Raw genomic sequence first — 17,478 nt, 5'->3', positions numbered from 1 at the left:
GCACCGTGGTCAGGCACGCACCGGCGCCCGCCCCCTTCGACATCGATCGGGGGGCGGCCAGCGACGTGGGTGTGCGCCGTCGCGAGAACGAGGACGCCTGGTACGCCGACGACCGGCTCTGCCTCGTGGCCGACGGCATGGGCGGCCACCACGACGGGGCCGCCGCCGCGTCGGTCGTCGCGGCCACGCTGGCCGAGCAGCCCTGGACGTACGGCGTGAACGCAGCCGGCCTGCGGGCCGCCGTGGCCGAGGCGGGTCGCCGCGTGACCGGCCTGGCCGACGGGTCCGGCGCCGCCCCGGGGTCGACCCTCACCGGCGTCGCGGTGGCGGAGGAGGACGGCCGCCCGGGCTGGCTCGTCTTCCACCTCGGGCAGTCCCGGGCCTACCTGCTGCGCGACGGTGTGCTGGAGTGCCTGACCACCGACCACACCCGTCGCCAGGAGCTGATCGACCAGGGCGTCCCCGCCGTCGACACGGAGCTCGCGGACGACGGCCACGTGCTCACCCGCGCGCTCGGGGCCGGCCAGGGCGGCGCCCCCGAGCTCGACGTCGACTTCCACCCGGCCCGCGCCGGCGACCGGGTGCTCCTGTGCACCGACGGCGTCACCGGCGAGCTGACCGACCAGCTCGTGACCGCCGTGCTGCTGGCGCACCCCGACCCCCGCCTCGCGGCCGAGACGCTCGTCGCGGCGGCGGTCGACGCGGGCGGTCGGGACAACACGACCGCGGTGGTGGTCGACGCCCGGCCCACGGGCCGGCTCGCGGCGGGGGCCGGCCGGTGACGCGCCCGGGCAGCCGGCCGCCGGCACACTTCCTCCACCTCGCCGGGGACCACCTGGGCGTCGTCTGCGACGCGGGCGTCGCGATCGTCGACCGCACGGTCGGGGCCGAGGCGGCCACCGTCCTGTGGGAGGTGCTCAACGAGGGCCCCGACCTCGGCGTGTTCCTCGCCGCGCTCGGCTCCGTGAGCCGGCGCACGCTGCTCGACCTGCCCCCGTTCGCGATCGCCCTGTGGTCGGGCCCGAGCACCGACCGTCGCACCCACCTCGCGGCCCGCGGCACCGGGTTCGTCGCGAGCGCGAGCGGCGACACCGACCACGCCGTCGCCGGGACCGGGGCCGCCACCTGGTCCGAGCGCACCGTCGACGGCGCCCAGCGCATCGCCGTGCGGGCGACGCCCCCCGGGGACGCCGGCGACGCGACGCCCGCCGCGCCGCCCCCCGCGCTGCCCATCGTCTCGGGGGTGGCCGCCGCGCGCCGTCTGCACTCCCCGGGCTGGGGCCGCTCCGGCGCCGGCACCGATCCCGCCCAGGCGCTGCTCGACGCCCGGGCACGACACCCGGCGCCGCGACCCGGTGGGGTGGCCCGGCCCTCGGACGCCTCCGCGACCCTGCACCGGCCCCTGCCCCCGCTCCCGGCCCCGCCGGAGGAGGGCATCGGCACGACCCGGCTCGGCTCGCGCGGCGGACCGGTCCGGTCCGGCGGCACCTCGTCAGGCCCGGGGGCGCTGCCGTCGGTGGCCTGCGGCCAGGGTCACCCGAACCCGCCGCACCGCACGACCTGCCGGGTGTGCGGCGTCACCGTGACGCGCGACGTGCGTCCGGTGGTGGCGCCGGCGCGCGGCCGGATGACCGTGAGCACCGGCGAGGTCGTCGAGATCGACGCCCCCGTCGTGGTCGGCCGGTCCCCACGGGCCGACCTGCTGCCCGGACCGGCCGCGGCCCGCCTCGTCGCCGTGCCGGAGGGTCACGTCTCCGCGACCCACGTCGAGGTCCGCCCCGACGGGTGGCAGGTCGTCGCGCTGGACAAGCGCTCGACCAACGGCACGTTCCTGCGGCGGCCCGACCGGGAGCCCCTGCGGCTGCGCGACGAGCCGGTCGTGCTGGCCAGCGGGGACGTGCTGGACCTCGGCCACGGCGCCTGGCTGTCGTTCGACGAGCTCGCCTGAGGCCCCCGCCGGTGGTGCTCAGCTGCGGGGCGCCACCCGGAACGTGAACCAGGTCGACTTCAGCCCGAGCTTCGAGCGCACCGTGGCGCCCGTGACCGTGACGGTCCCGGCACTGCCGCGGAACGTCACCGAGTTCACCCGGCCGCCCCACTCGCCGTACCCGTTGCGGTCGGAGACCGCGATGGCCTGCAGGTTCCCGAGCTGCGGCCACGCCCGCTCGATCGTCGTGTCGGTGATGCGCAGCAGCCAGGTGTGGTTCGGGTTGGCCGACGTGCCGTCGTACGGGTCCTGCCGGGCCGTCAGGTACGGCGCGGACCCGTTGTTGGTCCACCCCCCGTTCGACGAGGAGAACTGCGCGAACGCCGGCTTGCCCTGGTAGCTGAGGATCGCGCCCGCGGTCGCGTCGATGGCCCGGTTCGAGCCGGTCTGCTCGGCCGAGTACCCGCCGTACACCTGGCAGGTGGTGGTGTCGCAGATCTGGTAGTGGCGGGCCTTGGGCTCGGAGCGCTGCTGCACCGCGTACGTGCGGGCGGCGACGGCCTGGGCCTGCACGGCGGCCGGGGTCCAGGACGACGGCATCTCCTTCGGGACGACCCCGCGCAGGTAGTGCTCGAGCGTCACGTAGTTGACCGTGTCGCGGCCCGAGGCGCCGGGCTGGGCGATGGCGGCGCGCAGGGTGCCGCGGTACTGCACCGTGGTGCGGCCGCCGTCCAGGATGAGCGGGATCGCCCCGCCGCTGGCGTAGAGCTCGGCCTCGCCCTGCGTGCGCTTCCAGAACACCCACTTGCCGCCCCGCGCGAAGCTGACGATGGAGGTGTCGGCGCCGCCGTAGCTCACCCGCCAGCTGCCCGACACGCCGGCCGGGACGGGCAGGCGGGCGTTCGTGCCGCGGTCGACGACCGTCAGGCCCTCACGCCAGCCGACGATGGTGTCGCCGTCGTCGTCGGCGGAGATCCGCACGCTGATCGTGCCGCCCGCCGTCGTCACCGTGGTGCCCGGGTAGTAGAAGCGCAGGATCTCGCGCACGTTCACGCCGCGCTGCGCCGCGCCGTACGCGCCGTACTGCGACATGCCGTTGCCGTGGCCGAAGCCGTGCCCGTCGATGGCGATGGTCGCGGCGTCGGGCACAGCCCACCACTGGTCGGTGACCGGTACGGCGCCCGCGCGGCCGCCGCCGGCGGCGACGAGGCCGACGCCGAGCAGCAGGGAGACGAGGAGACGGGCACGGCGCAGGCGGGGGCGGCGCGGACGGGCAAGCACGGGTGGGGCTCCTGGGGCAGGCGGCAGGCGGCAGCCCCGGGCGGGGGACGTCCCGGGGCTGGTGTGAAGGGTGTGACGGATGTGCACTCGCGATCGGACCACAGGCGCGCGGGGCCGTGCAATCGGAACGCGTGAACTACACGGCGGTAGTTAGCGCCCCGGTCGGGACGTGCGACGGGGCCCGCCGCACGGCGGGCCCCGTCGGTGACGCTGGGGTGCTGCTGGGGTGATCCTGGGACGCTGCTGGGCGCAGGTCGGTGGCCGGGGACCTCAGACGTGGTGCATCCGGCGGGCCGCCTCGGCGATCGATCCGGACATCGAGGGGTAGACCGTGAACACCGCGGCCAGCTGGTCGGCGGTGAGGCCCTCCCCCACCGCGACGGCGACCGGGTGGATGAGCTCGGAGGCACGCGGGCCGACGACGACGCCGCCCACCACGATGCCGGTGCCGGGACGGCAGATGAGCTTCACGAAGCCGTCGCGGACACCCTGCATCTTGGCGCGGGGGTTGCCCGACAGCGGCAGCAGGACCGTCTCGGCCTGGATCTCGCCCTCGTCGACCGACTGCTGCGACCAGCCGACGGTCGCGATCTCCGGGGAGGTGAAGACGTTCGACGAGACCTTGCGCAGGTCGAGGGGCAGCACGGCGTCGCCCAGGTGGTGCTGCATCGCGATCCGCCCCTGCATCGCGGCCACCGACGCCAGCATGAGCACGCCGGTGCAGTCGCCCGCGGCGTACACGCCCCGCGCGCTCGTGCGCGAGACGCGGTCCACGCCCACGAAGCCGCCGTCCTTCAGGCGCACCCCGGCCTCCTCGAGACCGAGCCCCTCGGTGTTCGGCACCGAGCCGAGCGCCAGGATGCAGTGCGAGCACTCCACCTCGGTGCCGTCGGTGAGCCGGACGGTGACGACGTCGCCCGAGCGGGTGACGGACTCCATCCGGGAGCGGCTCAGCACCTTCATGCCGCGCCGCTTCAGCACCTCCTCGAGCACGCCGGCCGCGTCGGCGTCCTCGCCGGGCAGCACCCGGTCGCGCGAGGAGACCAGCGTGACGTCGATGCCCAGGGAGAGGTACGCCGAGGCGAACTCCGCGCCCGTGACGCCGGAGCCGACGACGACGAGCTTCTCGGGCACGTCGGCGATGTCGTAGACCTGCTCCCAGGTGAGGATGCGCTCCCCGTCCGGCACCGCGCTCGGCAGGACGCGCGGCGAGGCGCCGGTCGCGACGAGCACGGCCCCGGCCTCGAGGGTCTCCTCGCCGCCGTCGACCAGGTCGACCACGACGCGGCTCGGGCCGTCGAGACGGCCGCGACCGTGGACGAGGCGCACGCCCTCGCGGTCGAGGCGCCCGGCGATGTCGGTCGACTGGTCGGCCGCGAGCTGCTTGACCCGGGCGTTGACCCGCCCGAGGTCGACGCGGATCGAGGTGGCCGCGTCGCCCTCGCCGTCGAGGAAGCTCAGCCCCAGCTCGGAGGAGCCGGAGAGCTCCGACATGAGCTCGCTCGTGGCGATGAGGGTCTTGCTCGGCACGCAGTCGGTCAGCACGGCCGAGCCGCCGAGGCCGTCGGTGTCGACCACCGTGACCTCGGCCCCCGCCTGGGCGGCGACGAGTGCGGACTCGTAGCCGCCGGGACCGCCCCCGACGATGACGACGCGGTTCATCGGCACCTCAGAGGTTGATCATGTGGCCGGAGATGCCGTGGACGGCCTCCTTGACGGCCTCGGTCAGCGTCGGGTGCGCGAAGACGTTGCGCCCGACCTCGTCCGCGGTCAGGTCCCACTTCTGGGCCAGCGTGAGCACGGGCAGCAGCTCGGTCACGTCGGGGCCGATCATGTGGGCGCCGAGGATCTCGTTGTGCTCGGCGTCCGCGACCACCTTGACGAACCCGACACCGTCGCCGAGGCCCTGGGCCTTGCCGTTGGCGCTGAACGGGAACGTCGAGGTCTTGACGTCGTAGCCCTTGTCCTTGGCCTGCTGCTCCGAGTAGCCGAACGAGCCGATCTGCGGGTGGCAGTACGTCGCGCGCGGGATGAAGTCGAACTCGACCGGCATGGTCTCGGCGCCGGCGATGACCTCGGCGGCGACGATGCCCATGGCCTCGGCGACGTGGGCGAGCATCATGCGGCCGGTGACGTCGCCGATGGCGTAGACGCCGTCGACGTTGGTGCGGCCGTACTCGTCGATCGCGATGGCGCCGCGCTCGGTGAGCTCGACTCCCGTGTTCTCCAGGCCGTAGCCCTCGGTGCGCGGCGCGAAGCCGAACGCGGCGAGCATCTTGTCGGCCTCGAGCACCTGCTCGTCGCCGCCCGCGGCGGGGGCGACGGTGACCTTGACGCCCGAGCCCGTGTCCTCGACGCCCTTGACGGCGGTCGAGGTCATGATCTTGATGCCCAGCTTCTTGTAGTGCTTGAGCAGCTCCTTGGACACGTCGGCGTCCTCGGTCGGCACGATGCGGTCGAGGAACTCGACGATGGTGACGTCGACGCCGAAGTTCTTCATCACGTAGGCGAACTCGACGCCGATCGCGCCCGAGCCGCCGATGATGATCGAGCCCGGCAGGTTCTCGTCGAGGATCTGCTCCTCGTAGGTGACCACGTTCTGGCTGATCTCGACGCCGGGCACCGTGCGCACCTTCGCGCCGGACGCGATGATCACGTCGTCGGCCGTGTAGGTCGTCGTGGAGCCGTCGGAGCCCTTCACGTCGATCGACTTGGGACCGGTGAAGGTGCCCCACCCGTCGATCTCGGTGATCTTGTTCTTCTTCATCAGGTAGTGGACGCCCTTGACGATGCCGGCGCTCACCTGGCGGGAGCGCTTGAACGTCGGGCCGTAGGACATCGTGACGTCACCCTCGATGCCGAACTTGGCCTTGTCGTGGGTGAGCGTGTGGGCGAGCTCCGCGTTCTTCAGGAGCGCCTTGGACGGGATGCAGCCGACGTTCAGGCACACACCGCCCCAGTACTTCTCCTCGATGACGGCGACGGACTTGCCGAGCTGGGCGGCTCGGATCGCCGCGACGTATCCACCGGGGCCGGCACCAAGGACGAGGACATCGAAGTGGGTCACGGGTACCAGACTATCCACCCGGGCGGGCCCGCCCGGGGTGGGAGGGCTACCGCCCGGTACGCCCTGCGCGAACGCGGCGGCCGGGGGCCCGGTGCGAGTGCGTCGACGGGTGTCCCGGGCCACCCTGGCCTACAGTTCGCGACGTGCACCACGACGACCTGGACCCGACCGAGGCCGCTACCGCTGCCGCCGCCCGCCTCACCGAGCTGACGGGGGTGGAGCGCCACGACGCGGCCGTCGTCCTGGGGTCGGGCTGGCTCCCGGCCGTCGACATGCTCGGCGAGACGGTGGCCGAGATCGCGACGACCGACCTGCCCGGGTTCGCGCCCGCCGCGGTGGCCGGGCACGCCGGGCGGATCCGCTCCGTGCGCGCCGGCGACCGCTCCGTGCTGGTCTTCCTCAGCCGCACCCACTACTACGAGGGCCGCGGCGTGCGTGCCGTCGTGCACGGCGTGCGCACCGCCGCCGCCGCCGGGTGCCGCACCATCGTGCTCACCAACGGCTGCGGGGGCCTGAAGGAGACGTGGTCCCCCGGCACGCCGGTGCTCATCAGCGACCACATCAACCTGACGGGCCGCTCGCCGATCGAGGGCGCCGAGTTCATCGACCTCACCGACCTCTACTCGTCCCGCCTGCGGGCCCTGTGCCGCGAGGTGGAGCCCGGGCTCGACGAGGGCGTCTACGTGCAGTTCCCCGGCCCCCACTACGAGACGCCCGCCGAGATCGGCATGGTCCGCGCCATCGGCGGCCACCTCGTCGGCATGAGCACGACCCTCGAGGCCATCGCCGCCCGCCAGGCGGGCATGGAGGTGCTGGGCATCTCGCTCGTGACCAACCTCGCCGCCGGCATCTCGGGCGAGCCGCTCGACCACGCCGAGGTGCTCGAGGCAGGTCGCTCCGCCGCCACGCGGATGGGCACGCTGCTCGGCGCCGTGGTGCCGAGGCTCTAGGCCGGCGCGTGCCCAAGATCTCGGGAGAGTCCCTGTCGGCCCACCGCGAGCAGATCCGCGAGCGGGTGTTCGCCGCGTTCGTCGAGCTGGTCGCCGAGCGCAGCTTCGAGGCCATCACGATGGCCCAGCTCGCCGCGCGGGCCGGGGTGGGGCGCACCTCGATCTACCACCACTTCCCCGACAAGGACGCGGTCGTGGTGGCCTTCGCCTCGCACGAGACGACGCGGTACCTGGAGAAGCTGCACGGGGTCCTGGCCGACGCCGGCAGCCCGACGGAGCGGCTGCGCCGCTACCTGCACCACCACCTGGCCGAGGGCGAGCAGTTCCACCTGGGGCTGGGACCCCAGGTCTACGGGCTGCTGTCGGACTCCTCCCTGCGCGAGATCCGCGAGCACGTCGTCGCGGTCGAGGCCGTGCTGCGCGACATCGTGGACGAGGGGGTGGCGAGCGGCGAGTTCGCCGTGCGGGACGTCGACGCCGTGCTCCCCCTCGTCCACGCCTGCCTGAACCCGCGGCAGGTGCCCGCGGAGGTCGTGGTCGAGTTCGTCCTGGGCGGCGTCAGCGCACGCTGAACGCACGCGTGGCGCTCGACGCCTCGAACACGTTGGACCCGCCGTACCCGACGACGAGGCGGTAGCTCCCGGCCGGCAGCGCGGGGACGGCGAAGCGCCGGAGGCCGTCGAACGCCGCGTTCGCCACCAGCTGCTGGACGCCCGACGACCAGGCCACCGAGCCGTCGGCGCGGTAGACCTTCACCGCGATCGGGCCGCGGGCCCGGGGCACGGCGAGGTGCACGCGGCGGTCGGTCGCCACGGCCCCGGCCAGGACGCTGCTCCCCCGCCCGGCGCGGGGCGCCACCTCGAACGACGAGACGGCCGTCGTCGCCGCACGCGTCACCACGAGCTCGCGCGAGAGGACGAGCCCGTCCGCCGCCGGCTCGGGGCTGCGCACCTCGAGCTGCAGCGTGCGGGTGCCCGGGAGGGTGCGCTCGGGGATCCGGAAGCGCAGCACGCCGCCACCTCGGTTCTCGCCCACGACGGGGGCTCCGTCGAGGCCGGTGAGCACGCCGCCCAGGTCGGCGGGGCGCTCGATGCCGCGCACCGCGAGCCACACGTAGCTGTCGGTGCGGCCGAAGCCGTGGGTCGTCGCACCGGAGGACTCGACGACCACGTCGCCCCGCAGCGCGTCGCGGTCGACCTCGAGCGGCACCGAGGCGGAGCCGCCGGGGCCCGCCTCGCCGTCGGACTGCCAGGCGTAGACCGCGTGGTCCGCGTCGGCGAGCACCCGCTCGGCCTCGGCGGTGAGGGTCGTGGTGAGGGCGCCGGCGTACTCCTCGGCGGCGGCCGCGGGCTCGGTGACCACGGCGGCGAAGACCGAGGGGTCGAGCGATGCGGGGTCCTCGAGCCCGGCGGGGCCGAGGGCGAAGGTCACGGTGTCCCCGCCGCCGTCGGCGGGCAGCACCACGCCGCGGGCCGTGGCGTCCACGGCGAGCCCGGCGGACGAGGCGGAGCGCACGCGGGCGTCGAGGGTGAGCGCGGCCTCGGCCGCCGACACCGCGGCGGGTGCGGCGGGTGCGGCGGGTGCCGACGCTGCGGTGGCCGCGCCGGCGGGGGCGAGCAGCGCCGGGCCGCCGAGCGCGAGGGCGGCGACGGAGGCGAGCGCCACGCGGCGCAGGGGGCGGGTGGAGGTACGACGAGCCGTCACGGCGGTCCTTCCGAGCAAGGATCGGGGCCGGTCCGTCCGCCCCCGCGAACGCCCGACCCTAGCGCTCGACGGCCCCGGCCGGGAGGGCCTCGGCCACCGGTCGAGGGGCGTCGGCCGTGCGCTCGACGCCTCAGCGCACGACCAGCCCGCGGACGGTGGCGCCGGGCTCCAGGTTCGCCGAGCCCCCGTACCCCACGGCCAGGCGGTAGTCGCCCGGCCGCAGCACCGGCAGCCGCACGACCAGCGTCCCGTCGGCGGCGACGGGCAGCGTGCCGGAGCTCCACACGCTGTCCGCGCCCAGGTAGACCTTGACCGAGACCGTCCCGTCGGGCTGCGGGGGCGTGGTGTCGAGCCCGCGCACGAAGGGCGCCACGCGCAGCAGCCCGGTGTCGCGGGTGGTGGGCGGCCGGATGAAGGAGGCCCCGACGACGGACTCCGCCTTGCGCACCTCGAAGGCGTGGGTGGCGCGCAGCCCGTCGCCCTCTCCCCCGGCGGTGTCCAGGGTCGCCGTGACCTCGTGGGACCCGGCACCGAGGGCGGGGTCGGGGCGGACGTGGGCGCGTCCGGACCACGACAGCGGCAGCGTCGTCGGCTCGCCGACCCCGGTGACCTCGACCCGGGCCTCGTCGTCGACGTCGCCGGAGACGTAGGCCGTGAACCCCTGCAGCGCCTCGTCGACGCGCCCGTAGGTCAGGGTCGTGGGGCCGTCGACCCGCAGCTCGACACCGGTCTCGTCGGCGTCGTCGGGACGGGCGGTGGCGGGGTCGGAGCCGCCGGGCAGCACGAGCGCCAGGACGGCGAGGACGGCGAGGGCCACCACGACGGCACCCACCGCGAGGGCGGCCGGGGACGGCCCCGCGCCGGCGGTACGACGTTCCTCACCCATGTCGGCTCCCTCGGTGTGGGCCATCTCGTGCGACCGGCCGCGTCCCGGTCCCGGTCCCGGCCACCGGCCCAGACTAGATGCCCGGACGCACGCGGGGCCCGGTCCTCGACAGACCGGGCCCCGCGCGGTGCAGATCAGCGCACGTCGACGTAGCGCGAGTGGTTCGAGGACAGCAGCAGGTTCGACCCGCCGTACCCGATGACGACGGCGTACCGGCCGGCCGGGAGGCGCGGCACCGTGACCTGCAGCTGGCCGCCGGCGAGCTGCTTGACGCCGGAGTACCAGACGACGCGGTTGCCCTGGTAGAACTTCACGGCCACCGGGCCGGCCGCGGCCGGGACGCCCGTGGTGTTGCTCTGCGGCGTGACCACGACGCGCACGCTGCTCGCGGCGCGGCTCGACGGGCTGGAAAGGAACGAGGCGCCCGTCGTCGACTTGCCCGGCAGCACGGTGAACGTCGTCGTCGTGGTGGTGCCGTCGCCCGCGCCGTCGGTGGCCAGGGTGTAGCGCGCGGTGTAGGTGCCCGGCGCGAGGGTGGCGGGCACCCGGAACGCGGCCTGGCCGTACTTCACCGGGGTGGCCTGGGCCGGGCCGACGCCCGTCAGGGTCACCGTGCCGGCCCCGTCGGCGACGCCGGCGACCTTCGCGGCGACCCAGGTGGTGGTGGCGTAGCGCTGGCCGGTGGAACCGATCGCGGTGAGGCTGACGTCCGCACCGGGCTGCTCGAGGGCGTCCCAGTCGATGGTGACCGGGGTCTGGGTGTCCTGCGAGACGTTCGAGTAGGTGTGCGCCTGCCAGGTGTAGAGCGCGTAGTCGACCGCCGGGTCGAGCGCCTCGGTCGGCGCGCTGACCGACGTGGTGAAGGTGCCGCCCTCGCCGATGGACGCCGCGGGCACCCAGTTCACGCCGGCGAACAGCTCGATGTTCTCCCGGTCGGTGACGTCCGGCATCTCGCCGGCCGGGGCGAGCCCGACGTACACGCCGTTGTCACCCTCGACCGTCACGCCGCGGAAGCCGGTGCCGGCGACGCGCAGGAGCAGACCGTCCTCGTACGACGCGGAGGTGGTCTCCCACGCGACGGACGGCGCGGCGGCGGGCGTCGCCGTGGCCGTGAAGGCCGACGGCCGCTTCGCGCTCTGGCCGGCGCGGCTCTGGTAGAAGTGCGCCCGCACCCCCGGCGTCAGTGCGCCCAGGAACTCGGGCGCGAACGAGGCGCCCTCGACGGGCTGGCCCGCCGGGATCCCCATCGCGGTGGCCTGCTCGGAGTCGGCCGGCAGCACGCCCGCCCAGTCCGGCGTGGCGGTGATCGTGCCGAGCCCGTCGGCGCCGGCGGTCCACTCGGCCGGGGCGTCGAAGGTGGTGACGACGACCCGGGTCGGCTCGGTCTGCGCCGGGCTCGACCCCATCCCGCCGGTGTTCCACGCCGAGACGGTGGCCTCGATCGTGCCCTGGCCCGACGCGTCGACCGTCACGACCGGGTCGGCCACCGTGACCGTGTACTGCGCCGGGAGGCCGTAGTTGGGACCGAACGTGCCGGAGACCGAGCCCTCGTAGGCCACGCTCGCCGCGCCGGTGGACGGGTCGTACGTGCCCACCCCGCCGGGGAACGTGACGACGCCGTCCGCGTCCTCCGTCGCACCGTCGGCCAGCACGTGCTCGGCCAGGTGGTCGTCGAACTGCTGCGAGATCTCCCACTGCAGGGAGGGGGCGACGACGACCTCGTCGGCCGCCGAGGCGGCAGGGGTCGCCAGGGCCAGGGGCGCGGTCACCAGGGCCGCGACGGCCGCCGTGGCGCTCGCGCGGACGCCGCGACGAGCTCCCGATCGGGTGAGGGTGGGCATGGGTGCTTCCTTTCTCGGGTCGGCGCGGGCGCGCCGAGAGGGGCCGGTCAGACCGGGGGTGGGATGGGGCGGGCACCGCCCGAGCGGCGGGAGCGGGCCAGCGGGCCCGGGAGTCGGTGGGCGGGCACGGCGAGCAGGGCGGCCGCGGCCAGCAGCAGCCCGCCGCCGACCCACCACAGGGCGCTGGTGGCCCCGGCGGCCGCCGGCTCGTCGCGGGCGGTGACGGCGGAGACCGACTGCAGGTCGTAGCCGAACCCCAGCTGGTCGAGGGCCGCGACCGCGGCCGCGGCCGGGACCGTGAGGGCGCGGGCGGTGGTCGGGGCCGGCGCGCCGGCGGAGCGTGGGACGGCGGGCCGGGGCGCGACGTCCGCCGGACGCGTGGGCGGGGCCAGGGCCGTGTTCTCCGGCACGGGTACGGCGGTCGTCGGGCCCGGCGCGGGCTGCGGCCCCGCGACGGGGGTGGACGCGTCGTACGCCACCGTCACCGGGAGCGCGACCTTGAAGGCGTCGGTGGCGGCACCGCTGGAGTACCAGAACGCGCCGGTGCCGAGCTCCTCCATGAGGGTGACGAACGACTGCGGGAAGGACCCGGCGTCGGCGACGTCGGTGCGCTGCGCCGTCCCGCTCACCCGCACCCCGCGGTAGGCGGGCGTCGCGCTGAAACCGGTGACGTCGTCGAGGTCCACGGCCGGGAGGTCGGCGAGGCTCACCTCCCGGGGCGCCACGGGCTCGCGCTGCGTGGGGTCGTCGCGCGACGAGGCGTAGCCGGTGACGGTGCCGGTCAGGGTGCCGCGGCCGTCGGCGACGCTCAGCACCGGGTCGGAGACGTGGAAGAAGGAGCGCCCCGAGTAGTAGAGGACCGTGAAGGTGCCCGTCCACGCGATGCGGGCGGTGCCCGCGGTGCGGTCGACCGTCCCCTCCCCCGCGCGCAGCACGACCTGGTGGTTGCTGAACGTGCCGGCGCCCGGGTTGGTGATGGGCGCGCCCGCGCTGGTGGTGCGCAGCCCGGCCCACGTGGCGGTGCGCCAGGAGGAGCCGTCCCACTTCTCGATCGCGACGTCGCCGTCCGTGGCGGTCCACTGACGCTCGCGGAGGTGGGCGCCGACCCCGGGCACCGCGCGGCCGGCGGCGAGGAAGTTGTGGGCGCCGGGCTCGTGCGCGGCGTTGTTCGACTCGTTCGTCAGGCCCCAGCGCAGCACGGCGTCGTCGACAGTGACGGCTCCCGTCGTCGGCGGGGCGGTGGGCTCGGGTTCTCCAGTGGGCTCGGTCGTCGGCGCCGTCGTCGGCTCGGTCGTCGGTTCGGCCGTCGCCGGGGTGGTCGCCGGAGCGGTCGTCGACGGCGCGCCCGTGGCGGTCTCCGCCGCCTGCGCCGCCTGCGCCGCCTGCGCCGCCCGGGGGGCGGGGACGCCCAGCACCACCGACGCCAGCAGGGTGCACAGGGTGAGGACCCCGACGCAGGCGAGGACGGCGGCGCGGACCCGGGCGACGCGGTCGCGGCGGTGCGGGGCGGTCACCGGGCGGCCCTCCGGCGCACGAGCACGACGCGGGCGACGGCGGCGAGCAGCACGAGGGCGGCGGCCACCACGAACGCGACGGCGAGCCGGTCGGTGCCCGCGTCCTCGGTGGGTGCCGCGTCGCCCTCCGACGCCGCGACCTCCGCGGCGTCGTCGGCGGCGCGCACGGCGAAGCTGACGACGAGCGGCTCGTCGAGGCCGAAGACGCGCAGCTCGTGCGTGCCGGCGGGGGTGTCGGCCGGGAGGGTGATGACCCCGGCCATGCTGCCGTCCGCCGCGACCTGGAACGGCCCGGCGGCGGCCTCCCCGTCGTCGAAGGTCACGCTGACCTGGCGGCCGGGCACCAGGCCGGTCGCCTGGAACGGGAGCACCCGGCCCGCGACCGCGGCACCGCGGTCGACGTCGAGCGCGGCGGGACCGGCGGCCACGGGGGCGGCAGCAGCGGGTGCGCCCGGGGCGGCGGTCCCGCCGGGCGCAGCGTCGGTCCCTGCCCCGGCGCCCGACGAGGCGGAGGGTGCCGCGGCGGCGGGCTGCTCGTCGTACAGGTCGGCGACGCGGACCGGGGTGAAGGTCTCGTTCGTGCCGTTGGCGACCCCGTGGGCGCCGACGGTGATGATGCCGCAGGTGACGCGGCGGCAGTCGACGGTGCGCTCGCCGTTCGCGCGGTCGTAGGCCGTGAACGTCGCGCCGGGGACCACCACGGAGGTGGACCAGGAGCCGTCGGCGCCGATGGTGCCGCCGTTGGCGGAGGACGCGGTGTCGGAGCCCGGGAAGGCGACGAACTTCTGGAACCCCTGGTTGTCGCGGCTCTCGGAGTCGGGCACGTAGAAGTACTCCACCCCGGTGCGGCCGCCGCGCGTGGGCTGCCAGCCGTCGGAGACGGTGCCGAAGAAGACGTAGAGGCCGCCGTGGCCGCCCGCCACGGACTGGAAGCCGCGGCCCGAGACGGTGAGCGTGGTCGCGTAGGTCGCGTCGACGACCGGGTCGCCGTCGGGGTTGGCGACGACGACGCGCGCCGCGGCCTGCGCGGGCGGGGCGGCGGCGAGCGGCACGAGCACCCCGACGCACGCCAGCAGGAGGGCGAGCGCGGCGGGGGCGCGACGGGACGCGACGGTCAGGTGGCCGGGCACGGCTGCTCCTGGTGCGGGTCGGCGGACGGGACGGGTACGGCGGACGCGGCGGTCTGCGCCCCCGGCAGGGCCGGCAGGGCCGGCGGGGCCGGCGTGCGGGCGGGCCGGACGGGGACGACGACGAGGTGGCCCCCGTGCTCGATGACGTCGACCGGGTGCTGGTAGACCTCGCTGATCAGCGCGGGGGTGACGACGTCGCGGGGCGGGCCGCTGGCGCGCAGGACGCCGCCGGCCAGCACGCAGACGCGGTCGGCGTACGCCGCGGCGAGGGACAGGTCGTGGAGCACGACGACGACCGCGGCCCCACCCGCGGCCTCCTCGCGGGCGACGCGGAGCACCGCCTCCTGGTGCTGCAGGTCGAGGGCGGCGGTCGGCTCGTCGAGGAGCAGCAGGGTCGTGGCCTGGGCGAGCACGCGCGCCATCGAGACGCGGGCCTGCTCCCCGCCCGACAGTGTCGGGAAGAGGCGGGTGGCGAGGTGGGCCACGTCGGCGCGCTCCTCCGCGTCGGCGACGACCGCCAGGTCGCGCTCGGCCTCGGCGGAGCGGTGCCATGGGGCCCGCCCCATCTCGACGACCTCGCGGGCGCGGAACCCGAAGGCGAGGCGCTGCTGCTGGAGCAGCACGGCGCGGCGCCGGGCCAGCTCACGCGCCCGGTAGGACGCGACGGGACGCCCGTCGAGCTCGACGGTGCCGGTCGTGGGCTCGACGTCGCCGGTGAGCACCGAGAGCAGCGTGGACTTGCCCGCGCCGTTGGGCCCGACGAGCACGACGACCTCCCCCGCGGCGACGTCGAGGTCGACGCCGTCGAGGATCGGCGTGCCGTCGATGACGACCCCGACCCCGCGGGCCCGCAGGCCGGCGCTCACGCCCAGCCCCCCGCCGTACGACGGGCGCGGCGCAGCAGCCAGAAGAAGAAGGGGCCGCCGACCAGCGAGGTGAGCATGCCGATGGGCAGGTCGGCGTTGGCGATCGCCGTGCGGGCCCACAGGTCGGCGAGCACGAGGAGCACGGCGCCGCCCAGCGCGCTCGCGGGCACGAGGACGCGGTGGCCCGGCCCGGCGACGAGCCGCACCAGGTGCGGCACCACGAGGCCCACGAAGGCGATGACGCCGCAGAACGCGACCCCGGCCGCGGTGAGCAGCGCGACGAGGACGATGCAGACCATGCGCAGGCGCTCCACGTCGACGCCCACGTGGCGCGCGGCCCGGTCGCCCAGCGCCAGGAGGTCGAGCTGCCGGGCGAGGACGAGCGCGGCCGCCACGCCGACCACCACGAGCGGGGTGACGACCTGGACCTCCGCCCAGCGCGAGCCGTTGAGGCTGCCGAGGGTCCAGAAGACGATCTCCTCGCGCGCCGAGGTGTTGGCGAGGAAGAGGAGGAAGGCGAGGCCGGCGCTGGTGATGGCGTTGACCGCCACCCCGGTGAGCACGAGGGTCACGACCTCGGTGCGCCCGTTGTCCCGCGCCATCACGTAGACGACGAGCGTGGTGACCAGGCCCCCCGCGAAGGCGCAGACGGCGATGGTCCAGCTGCCGGCGAAGTCGAGCGAGAAGACGATGACGGTCGCGGCGGCGACCGCGGCGCCGGAGGAGACCCCGACGACCCCCGGCTCGGCGAGCGGGTTGCCGAACACGCCCTGCATCAACGCCCCCGCCGTGGCGAGCGCGGCGCCGACGAGCGCCGTCATGACGACGCGGGGGAAGCGGACGTTCCACAGGTTGTTCTCGGCCTGCGGGTGGGTGGGCAGCGGGCCGAGGTCGAGCCCGAGCCGGTGCAGCACCGAGCCGAGCACCTCGCCGGGCGGGATCGGGAACTGGCCGGTGGCCGCGGACAGGACGCAGGCCACCACCAGGGCGACCGCGAGGGCGCCGATCAGGCCCATCCCTCCGGTCAGCGAGCGCACCCGTCCCCGGGGGCCGACCGCGACGTCGCGCGGCAGCGTCGGCGCCGTCGTCACGCGACCTCCCCGGGCGCGTGGACGGCGACGGCGAGCGCGTTGAGCACCTGGGCGGTGAGCGGTCCGTAGCCCAGGATCTGGGCGTCGGCCATGTCGACGAAGCGGCGGCTCTCCCCGGCCGGGGTGGCCGCGAGCGCGGGCAGCCGCTCGAGCAGGCCGTCCACCCCGCCGGCGGACTCGAGGCCGTCGGTCATCATCAGCACCAGCTCGGGCTGCGCGGCGATGATGCCCTCGTCGGTGACGGGCCGCATGCCGGCCCAGCCGATCTCGCCGGCCACGTCGTACCCGCCCACGGCGGTGATGAGGGCGTCGGCACCGGAGCCCTCGCCGAACATGTAGTAGATGCCCGAGGTGCCGCGCACGTAGAGGAAGACGGTCCGAAGCCGCTCGCCCGGGTCCGCCGGCGCGACCTCCGCGATCCGAGCGGTCACCTCGGCGACCTCGGCCTCGACGCGCTCCGCCAGCTGCTGCCCCGCGGTCGGCACGCCGAGGGCGGCGGCGACCTCGGCGGTGAGGCTCGAGAGGTTGTCGAGACCGCGGTGGGAGTCGACGACGACGACCGGGATGCCCGAGTCGCGCATCTGCAGCATCACGTCCCAGGGACCGAGCGAGGTGTCCGTGATGATGAGGGTCGGGTCGAGGGCGAGGATCGCCTCCGCGTTGAGGTCGTGGCCGTTCTGCGTGACCAGCGGCAGGTCCGCCCCCTCGGCGAACTGGGTGCTGACGTCGCGGCCCACGAGCGCGTCGCCCAGGCCGAGCTCGAACACGGTGCGCGAGAGCGTGCCGTAGACGTCGAGCGCCAGCACCCGGCTGACGTCGGTGACCTCCACCTCCGTGCCCTGGGCGTCCGTCACGGTGACGGGGAGGTCGGGCACGGGGTCGGCCACGGGCTCGACCGGCGTCTCGGGGATGATCGCGGAGACCTCGCCCTCCCAGTCGCGCGGGTCGTCGAGCGGGGTGACCTGGGCGAGCGGCGGGGCCGCGGGCCCGGAGGCGCCGTCGTGACCGTCGTCCGCCGCCCCGACACCCTCGAGGCCGCAGCCCCCGAGCGCCGCCGCGAGCACGAGTGCGAGCCCGGCGGTGACCGCGCTCCCCCGTCGGGGCGGTCGGGGAGCGGGGCCGTGGCCGAGCCGACGGGCGGCACGGCGCGACGGGTGGGGTCGCAGGACAGGGCGCATTCTTCGCGGGCTCTCGTGGTCGAGGACGGGGGTACGGCGGCAC

General features: G+C 75.6%; 15 protein-coding genes. 4 read left to right on the top strand and 11 right to left on the bottom strand.

The window, feature by feature from the left end; all coding sequences use genetic code 11:
• Nucleotides 1-5: 5 nt before the first annotated feature.
• Nucleotides 6-782 (top strand): PP2C family protein-serine/threonine phosphatase, encoded by a 777-nt coding sequence (locus tag ACOACO_RS10160; protein WP_420296105.1) that lies wholly within the window; start codon nucleotides 6-8, stop codon nucleotides 780-782.
• Nucleotides 779-1,948: an FHA domain-containing protein gene (locus ACOACO_RS10155; RefSeq protein WP_420296104.1), complete on the top strand. Its 1,170-nt coding sequence runs from the start codon at nucleotides 779-781 to the stop codon at nucleotides 1,946-1,948. The genes ACOACO_RS10160 and ACOACO_RS10155 overlap by 4 nt, the downstream gene beginning before the upstream one ends.
• A gap of 18 nt (nucleotides 1,949-1,966) precedes the next feature.
• Here the strand turns inward: ACOACO_RS10155 and ACOACO_RS10150 are convergent, their stop codons facing one another.
• The 3 genes from ACOACO_RS10150 to lpdA all read right to left on the bottom strand — a co-directional run bounded on the left by ACOACO_RS10150 (nucleotide 1,967) and on the right by lpdA (nucleotide 6,275).
• The gene (locus tag ACOACO_RS10150) at nucleotides 1,967-3,208 is read right to left on the bottom strand and encodes a SpoIID/LytB domain-containing protein (RefSeq protein ID WP_420296103.1); all 1,242 of its coding nucleotides are present in this window, start codon (nucleotides 3,206-3,208) and stop codon (nucleotides 1,967-1,969) included.
• 270 nt (nucleotides 3,209-3,478) lie between these two features.
• Nucleotides 3,479-4,870 carry an NAD(P)H-quinone dehydrogenase gene (locus tag ACOACO_RS10145; RefSeq protein ID WP_420296102.1) on the bottom strand — a complete coding sequence of 464 codons (1,392 nt, stop codon included), beginning with the start codon at nucleotides 4,868-4,870 and terminating at the stop codon, nucleotides 3,479-3,481.
• 7 nt (nucleotides 4,871-4,877) lie between these two features.
• Entirely contained in the window at nucleotides 4,878-6,275 is a 1,398-nt protein-coding gene (gene lpdA, locus ACOACO_RS10140; RefSeq protein ID WP_420296101.1) for a dihydrolipoyl dehydrogenase, read from the bottom strand.
• A gap of 143 nt (nucleotides 6,276-6,418) precedes the next feature.
• Here lpdA and ACOACO_RS10135 point away from each other — a divergent pair, with 143 nt between their 5' ends.
• Both ACOACO_RS10135 and ACOACO_RS10130 read left to right on the top strand, forming a co-directional pair.
• Nucleotides 6,419-7,225 carry a purine-nucleoside phosphorylase gene (locus ACOACO_RS10135; protein ID WP_420296100.1) on the top strand — a complete coding sequence of 269 codons (807 nt, stop codon included), beginning with the start codon at nucleotides 6,419-6,421 and terminating at the stop codon, nucleotides 7,223-7,225.
• A gap of 8 nt (nucleotides 7,226-7,233) precedes the next feature.
• Nucleotides 7,234-7,797, top strand: coding sequence for a TetR/AcrR family transcriptional regulator (locus ACOACO_RS10130; RefSeq protein ID WP_420296099.1), 564 nt, complete (start codon nucleotides 7,234-7,236; stop codon nucleotides 7,795-7,797).
• Here the strand turns inward: ACOACO_RS10130 and ACOACO_RS10125 are convergent.
• The 8 genes from ACOACO_RS10125 to ACOACO_RS10090 all read right to left on the bottom strand — a co-directional run bounded on the left by ACOACO_RS10125 (nucleotide 7,784) and on the right by ACOACO_RS10090 (nucleotide 17,321).
• Nucleotides 7,784-8,929, bottom strand: coding sequence for a hypothetical protein (locus ACOACO_RS10125; protein WP_420296098.1), 1,146 nt, complete (start codon nucleotides 8,927-8,929; stop codon nucleotides 7,784-7,786). The two genes, ACOACO_RS10130 and ACOACO_RS10125, sit on opposite strands and share 14 nt — an antisense overlap.
• Nucleotides 8,930-9,059: 130 nt before the next feature.
• Nucleotides 9,060-9,815: a hypothetical protein gene (locus ACOACO_RS10120; RefSeq protein ID WP_420296097.1), complete on the bottom strand. Its 756-nt coding sequence runs from the start codon at nucleotides 9,813-9,815 to the stop codon at nucleotides 9,060-9,062.
• Between the two features lie 134 nt (nucleotides 9,816-9,949).
• Nucleotides 9,950-11,656, bottom strand: coding sequence for an HtaA domain-containing protein (locus tag ACOACO_RS10115; RefSeq protein WP_420296096.1), 1,707 nt, complete (start codon nucleotides 11,654-11,656; stop codon nucleotides 9,950-9,952).
• Between the two features lie 47 nt (nucleotides 11,657-11,703).
• Nucleotides 11,704-13,170 (bottom strand): hypothetical protein, encoded by a 1,467-nt coding sequence (locus ACOACO_RS10110; protein ID WP_420296095.1) that lies wholly within the window; start codon nucleotides 13,168-13,170, stop codon nucleotides 11,704-11,706.
• Nucleotides 13,167-14,300: a hypothetical protein gene (locus ACOACO_RS10105; RefSeq protein ID WP_420296094.1), complete on the bottom strand. Its 1,134-nt coding sequence runs from the start codon at nucleotides 14,298-14,300 to the stop codon at nucleotides 13,167-13,169. The genes ACOACO_RS10110 and ACOACO_RS10105 overlap by 4 nt, the downstream gene beginning before the upstream one ends.
• Entirely contained in the window at nucleotides 14,285-15,166 is an 882-nt protein-coding gene (locus tag ACOACO_RS10100; protein ID WP_420296093.1) for a heme ABC transporter ATP-binding protein, read from the bottom strand. The genes ACOACO_RS10105 and ACOACO_RS10100 overlap by 16 nt, the downstream gene beginning before the upstream one ends.
• Nucleotides 15,163-16,257 carry a FecCD family ABC transporter permease gene (locus tag ACOACO_RS10095; protein ID WP_420296092.1) on the bottom strand — a complete coding sequence of 365 codons (1,095 nt, stop codon included), beginning with the start codon at nucleotides 16,255-16,257 and terminating at the stop codon, nucleotides 15,163-15,165. Before ACOACO_RS10095 ends, ACOACO_RS10100 begins: the two co-directional genes overlap by 4 nt.
• Nucleotides 16,254-17,321 carry a heme/hemin ABC transporter substrate-binding protein gene (locus tag ACOACO_RS10090; protein WP_420296091.1) on the bottom strand — a complete coding sequence of 356 codons (1,068 nt, stop codon included), beginning with the start codon at nucleotides 17,319-17,321 and terminating at the stop codon, nucleotides 16,254-16,256. The genes ACOACO_RS10095 and ACOACO_RS10090 overlap by 4 nt, the downstream gene beginning before the upstream one ends.
• Nucleotides 17,322-17,478 lie beyond the last annotated feature (157 nt).

The organism is Nocardioides sp. CPCC 205120 (assembly GCF_048654585.1).
In the GTDB taxonomy this organism is placed as follows: domain Bacteria; phylum Actinomycetota; class Actinomycetes; order Propionibacteriales; family Nocardioidaceae; genus Nocardioides.
This window is presented reverse-complemented; position numbering and strand designations above follow the sequence as displayed.